At 65.6% G+C, this 6,338-nt stretch carries 5 protein-coding genes; 1 reads left to right on the top strand and 4 read right to left on the bottom strand.

Annotated elements, in window-relative coordinates:
* Window positions 1-97: 97 nt before the first annotated feature.
* From IT540_RS18595 to IT540_RS18580, 4 genes are read right to left on the bottom strand one after another with little or no spacing between them, the layout of a single operon-like run.
* Window positions 98-1,519, bottom strand: a complete 1,422-nt coding sequence (locus IT540_RS18595; RefSeq protein ID WP_291181227.1) for an FAD-dependent oxidoreductase — start codon at window positions 1,517-1,519, stop codon at window positions 98-100.
* Window positions 1,520-1,535: 16 nt separating this feature from the next.
* The gene (locus IT540_RS18590) at window positions 1,536-2,384 is read right to left on the bottom strand and encodes an ABC transporter ATP-binding protein (protein WP_291181225.1); all 849 of its coding nucleotides are present in this window, start codon (window positions 2,382-2,384) and stop codon (window positions 1,536-1,538) included.
* Window positions 2,384-3,178, bottom strand: coding sequence for an ABC transporter permease (locus tag IT540_RS18585; protein ID WP_291181223.1), 795 nt, complete (start codon window positions 3,176-3,178; stop codon window positions 2,384-2,386). Before IT540_RS18585 ends, IT540_RS18590 begins: the two co-directional genes overlap by 1 nt.
* A 9-nt stretch (window positions 3,179-3,187) precedes the next feature.
* Window positions 3,188-4,606: an ABC transporter substrate-binding protein gene (locus tag IT540_RS18580; protein WP_291181222.1), complete on the bottom strand. Its 1,419-nt coding sequence runs from the start codon at window positions 4,604-4,606 to the stop codon at window positions 3,188-3,190.
* A 552-nt stretch (window positions 4,607-5,158) separates the two neighbouring features.
* Between IT540_RS18580 and IT540_RS18575 the strand changes: the two genes are divergently transcribed.
* The coding region (locus IT540_RS18575) for a PQQ-binding-like beta-propeller repeat protein (protein WP_291181220.1) at window positions 5,159-6,338 on the top strand (1,180 nt) is incomplete at its 3' end.

Here is a 6,338-nt window from a genome sequence, read left to right as displayed (position 1 = left end):
GCCCGGCAAGAAGAGCTCCGACGCGGGCGCGCGCTGAGCTGAGAAGACACGAATGGACGGGGGGAAGCCACGCGGGACAGTCGTCTCGCGTGGCTTGCTATTTGGCTGCGGCGACGTCCCGAACACGTGTCTCTGCGAGCTCGACGTCGCGTGCGATCCTTTGAGCCACGGCAACGGCGTGCGCAGAGACCTGAGGCAAGCCCATCAGCTCTCCGAACCTGGCGCGGGCGAGGGGACCGGCGACGAACAGCGTCTCCTGCGGCGCACCGCGCACGTCGAGCGCGCGGCTCTCCCCGTCGCACGCGATGCCGAGTCCGAGGTGATCGGCGCGGACGAGCCCGCCTGCCGCGAGGCCGGCCAGATAGGGTTGCGTCGAAAGGATCTTGGCGTGGGCCGGCCCGGTCGTCACCACGACATGGTCGGCCAGGATCGTATCCTGGCCACCGCCTCTGCGGTTGCGGACGACGAGCTTGAGATGATCGTGCTCCGCGCCGGCCTCGAGCACGGACGCGGCCTTGATCGCGAGCGTGCCCTCTGCAATGCGTCGGTCGAGTACGTCCTCGACCTGCGGCGCGATGCGGAACCGATGCACGTCCCAGTAGACGCGCAGGTGCCGCACGATGCGGCTCTGCTCCTCACGCGCAAGCAGCGGCCAGAACGTCTGCGCCTGGGCGCGCAGGGCATCGAGCACAGTATGCCAGGAGAGACCGCGTGCCGCGGCTTCGCGAATCGTACGCCGGACCTTCCGCAAGAGTGCCGAGGCACGTGGCGGCGGAGCCGTGAACTCGCCGAACGGCTCCACCTGTAGCTTGGCATGCCCCCGCGACCTGAGCCCGCGACGGGAGAGCGCCGTGATCGGCCCGCGATGCCCCTGCCTGTCGAGCGAGGCCACGACGTCGGCCATGGTCAGCCCGGTTCCGAGGATCACGACGCGCGCATCGCGCGCGATGTCGGCCAACGCTCCGGGCACGAGCGCATCGCGCACGAGGCGGGGATCGGACATCAGCGGTGCTAGCGCGTGGGGCACATCCGGCGGCGGATGCGTCGTCGCCAGCGCGGCGATACGCGCGGAAATGCGGGAGCCGGCGTCCGTTGCCAGCGTCCACCGGCCGCCTTCCGCTGCTATCGAGAGGACGCGGGATCTGACGTGGTGTACGCGCCTCGTCGCTAGCAGCGGATCGAGATGCGAGGCCACATAGCGGCCGAACACGCTACGCTTCGGATAGAGCGCGCCGTCGCGGCCGGAGATGCCGGGATCGTCCGAGGCTGCGCCGCTCTCCTCGAGCCATCGTGCGAAATGGTTTTCGTCCTGCGGCACGAGCGACATGCGCGTCGCCGGCACGTTGATGCGATGCGCCGGATCGTGGTCGTCGTAGGCGAGCCCGCCGCCGAGCACGGCGCGCGGCTCGAACACGGCAATCGAGATCCCGGGCCTGAGATGCGCGAGATGATAGGCCACGGCAGCGCCCGTGAAACCGCCGCCGACGATGGCGACCTCGATCGATCTGGGCACGGTCATGGCGGCGTCCTCCCGCCTATGCGCCCTCGCCGGCGTCGAATCCGAGCGGCGAGAGCCGCGGCAGCGGCACGCCGTCCGGCCGCACGTGCAACAGCTCCAGGCAGTGGCGCTTCAGCGTGCCGAACTCCGGCGAAGCCACGATGTCCGTTGCACGCGGCCGCGCGAACGGCACTCGGATCTCCTCGAGGATGCGCCCTGGCCGCGGCGTCATGACGATGATCCGGTCGGCGAGAAACAACGCTTCGTCGATGTCGTGCGTCACGAACACGATGGTTGTGCGCACCCGGCCCCAGATGTCGAGCAGAAGCTCCTGCATCATCATGCGTGTCAGCGCGTCGAGCGCCCCGAAGGGCTCGTCCATGAGCAGGAGTCGCGGCCGGTTGACGAGCACGCGCGCGATCTCGACGCGCTGCTGCATGCCGCCCGAAAGCTGCTTCGGATAGCGGTCGGCGAAATCGCCGAGTCCGACGAGATCGAGGATCTCGCCCGCCTGCCGATTGCGTTCCGCCTTGCCGACGCCCCGCATCTTGGGGCCGAACGCGACGTTCTCGCGCGCGCTCTTCCACGGAAACAGCGTGTGGTGCTGGAACACGATGCCGCGGTCCGGATGCGGCCCGTCGATGGTGCTGCCGTCGACATGGAGACGCCCACCCGAAGGCGCGATATGCCCCGCGAGCGCGCCGAGCAGCGTCGACTTCCCGCAACCCGACGGCCCGAGCAGGCACACGAACTCGCCCGGCTCGATGGCGAAGCTCACGTCCTGCACCGCCTCGAACGCCTGATCGCCACCACCGAGCCGGATCGAGACATGCGCAGCGTCGATGCGTCCAAGCTCCGGGCGCGCCAGTCTTTCGACCCCGCTCATCAGCGCGCCTCCCCGACGGTGTGCCATGGGGTGAGCAGGCCGCCGATCCAGCGCAGGAGCGCGCTCGAGCCCATGCCGAGCAGGCCGATCAGGATCATGCCCACGATGATGTCCGCATAGTTCTGGATAGTATAGGATTCCCAAGTGTAGTAGCCGATCCCGAACTGTCCCGAGATCATCTCGGCCGTAACGAGGCAGAACCAGCTCGTTCCCATGCCTATGGCGAGCCCCGTGACGATGCTCGGTGCCGCGCCGGGCAGGATGACCTCGCGCAGGATCGCGCTCTGCGTCCCGCCGAGGCTCTTCGCCGATGCGATGAGCCGCGGATCGACGTTCTCGACGCCATGGATCGTATTGAGCAGGATCGGGAACAGCGCACCGATGAAGGTGATGTAGATCATCGACGCTTCCGACGAGGGAAAGAGCAGCACCGCGAGCGGAATCCACGCCACGGCCGGGATCGGACGCAGGAGCTCGAGCGGCGGCAGCAGCACGTCCGCGGCCCGCCGCGAACGCCCGATCGCGAGCCCGAGCGCCACACCGACGAAAGCCGCGATCGCATACCCCGAGGCCACGCGCCGAAGGCTGCTCGTCACGTGGTCGAACGCTTTCGTGGACTGCACGAAATCGATCGCTGCCAGGAAAACATCCGTCGGCGGCGGCACGTTGACGAAGGTGACGAGGCCGAGGTTGAGCCTCAGCGTCGACGCCGTCGGCCACACGACGAGGCAGACGGCGATCGACACGGCTCTGAGCGCCCAGCGGCTGATGCCGGATGCAGTCGATTGGGCCACTGCCGAGCCTCAGTTGCTGGCGGCCAGCACGGCAGTGCGGGCACCAGGGAAGTCGAGCACCTTGCCGCCCTTCTCCTTGGCCCAGGCCTCGGCCTGCTCCTTCAGGAGGAAGGCGCTGACCTCGCCGGCGTCGGTGCGCACGAACCAGGCCTGGTTGCCGAGCAGCTTGATGCCGCTGTTGCGATCCTGGGCGTAGACGACGCGTACCGTCTTGCCTTCGGCTTCGAGGGTCTTGAGCGCCTTGAAGGCATTCTCGGCCGAAGCATAGTGGCGCACGAGCGGCTCGTCCTTGACCCAGATCTGCGCCACGCGCTTGGGATCCGTAATCTCCTCGCCCGTCACCGCGTCCTTGGCCTTGAGCGGAAGCTGCTCGTAGTTCTTGATCGCGGCTTCGTAGTCGAGGCCCGACTTCTGGAACGCTTCCTTGACGAAGCGATCAACGACGAACGTCTCGACGTTGAGGCCCTGGTCGGCGCGCTTCAGAAGCAGCAGCGTCTCGATGGAGGTCGCGACCGCCTGCTTGAATTCGGGCTTCCAGGTGAGGTCGCGGGTCTGCAGCCCGAGCGGACCGTGGAACAGGTAGTTCACCTCGGCCTCGATGCCGGTCTTCTCGGCGATCAGCTCGGAATACTTCTCGGGCTCCTCGGCGAACAGACGGTCTGCCTCGATCGCGGCCTGCAGGAAGGCGACGACGACTTCCGGATACTTTTCCGCATAGGCCGCATCGACCAGCGCGCCGTGGAAAGTCGGGCCGTTGGCCTGCGAGCCGTCATAGATCTTGCGGGCGAACCCGCGCCATGGGAACAGCTCGGCGAAAGGCACGAAATCCGCGTGCGCCTCGATCTGGTTCGATTGCAGCGCCGGGCCCGCGACCTCCGGGGCCTGCGTGATGATCTTGACGTCCTTCTCGGGGTCCCAGCCCTGCGCCTTGATGGCGCGCAGCAGGAGGCCATGGGAGGTGGACGCGAAAGGCACCGAGATCGTCTTGCCCTTGAGCTCCGCGATCGACTGGACCTGCGAGATGGCGGGAACCACGATGCCGTTGCCGGAGCCCTTCACGCTGCCGGACAGCACCGTGACGAACAGGCTCTTGCGTCCGGCCTTCTCGTGCGCGACGCCGTTAAGCGAGCCGGGGAAGTCGGCCATGATGCCGAAATCGAGCTTGCCGGCGATCTGCTCGTTGGTGATCGGGGCGCCGCTCGTGAAGTTCTTCCACTGGATGTCGTAGGTAACGTCTTTGTACTTTCCGTCCTTCGGAAGGTACTTATCGAGCAGCTTCAACTCGCGGACGATGAGTCCCGCGGTGGCTGTGTTGATCGTCGTATCCTGTGTTCCGATGGCGACGCGCACGGTCTCTGCAGCGTGCACGGCGGAGACAGCACTGCTGGCGGCGACCAGCAACGCTGAAATGAGCGATTTGCGGAGCATGATGAATCCCCTCGACTTCCGATCTATCGTCCCACGCGATGCGTGGACAGCGGTCCACGACGTTGCGGGCTCGTAAGTTCGGGATCGTGCAGGGGGGCGCCGGGCCCATGAAGCAATTAGTTTACAGCGCCGTTATACTGTTTTCTCATAAGATTTCCCGCATACGCGCGGGCGCCTGACACGCCGGGCTTTACATAGGGGGCCGGATGCGGCCATCGTGAGGAGGCGCCAGGCGCCAGGCGCCAGGCGCCAGGCGCCAGGCGCCGCAGTCCAGGACAGCCGCAGTCCAGGACAGACGTCCGTCAGCACACGCCGCCATTGCCGCACGGCGCAGCCGCGGGCAGAACGAGCGGCATTTTTCCCGGCCCATTGCGCCGCCTGAACGCGACAAATGTCGCAGCACTGCGGCGCACGCAAATCGAAACGATATAAAATTACAATATTTTGCTCGCAATGCGTCGATGGCACGTTGATTGCGTGACGGTGCCCACCGAGCGCTCGGCTGCTTCAGCCTTGCGTTCGATGGCAAAAAAAAAATTGGGAGGGACCCCAATGTGTAAGGAACACGGTCGCCGTCCTTCGACGGCGGGACTTCTTCTATTGACCGCGCTGCTGGCAACGCCAGCAACGGTCTACGCGCAGGATGCAGAGCCGCCTCTTGGCATCGATACCCTCGCGGCGACGTTCAAGTGGCGTCCGAACTACGTCAGCGACGACATGCTGATTCATGCCGACAAGGACGCGAACAACTGGCTGAATTACGGCAAAGGCTACGACCACAAGCGCTACAGCCAGCTTACGCAGATCAATCGCGACAACATCAAGAGCCTCGTCCCGCTGTGGAACCTGTCGTTCGGCGTGAACGATGCGCAAGACAGCCAGGTCATTTCCGTCAACGGCACGCTCTATGTCACCTCGAGCCAGAACAAGGTGTTCGCGATCGAAGGATCGACCGGACGCATCCTCTGGAAGTACGAGTATCCGCTTCCGGCCGACATCGGGCCGTTCCTGTGCTGCGAGGCGATCAATCGCGGCGTCGCCGTCTACAAGGACAAGGTCTTCATGGCGACGCTCGACACCCATGTCATCGCGCTGAATAGCTGGAGCGGAAAGGAGGAGTGGAAGATCAAGCTCGGCGACTACACGAGCGGCGACATCTACACCTCTGCGCCGCTGGTGGCGGATGGCAAGGTCATCGTCGGCAACTCGGGCGGCGATCTCGGCGGCAATGCCGGCCGCATCACGGCGCTCGAACCGGAGACCGGCAAGAAGGTCTGGGAGCAGTGGACGCGTCCGACGAGCCCGGACCATCCGCAGGCCAAGACCTGGGGCAACAACTCATGGGAGAACGGCGGCGCCTCGGCGTGGCTGACCGGTTCCTACGAGCCGTCGACCAAGACGCTGTACTGGGGCGGTGGCAATCCGGCCCCCGACTTCGATCGCCACAGCCGTCCGGGCGACAACCTTTATAGTGACTCCACGATCGCGATGAACGTCGAGACCGGCGAGATCAAATATCACTTCCAGTACACGCCCAACGATGCCTGGGACTATTCGGGCAACAACGAGGCGATCCTGGTCGATGACGATCTCGGCCGCAAAGTCTGGCTGCATGCCGACCGCAACGGCCACATCTACTCGATCGACCGCACGAACGGAAAGTGCAACTGGGTGTTCCCGATCGCGCGCGTGAACTGGGTCAAGGAGTGGGAGGAGAACTGCCGCCCGATTG

The sequence above is a fragment of the Hyphomicrobium sp. genome (assembly GCF_020852195.1).
In the GTDB taxonomy this organism is placed as follows: domain Bacteria; phylum Pseudomonadota; class Alphaproteobacteria; order Rhizobiales; family Hyphomicrobiaceae; genus Hyphomicrobium_C.
This window is presented reverse-complemented; position numbering and strand designations above follow the sequence as displayed.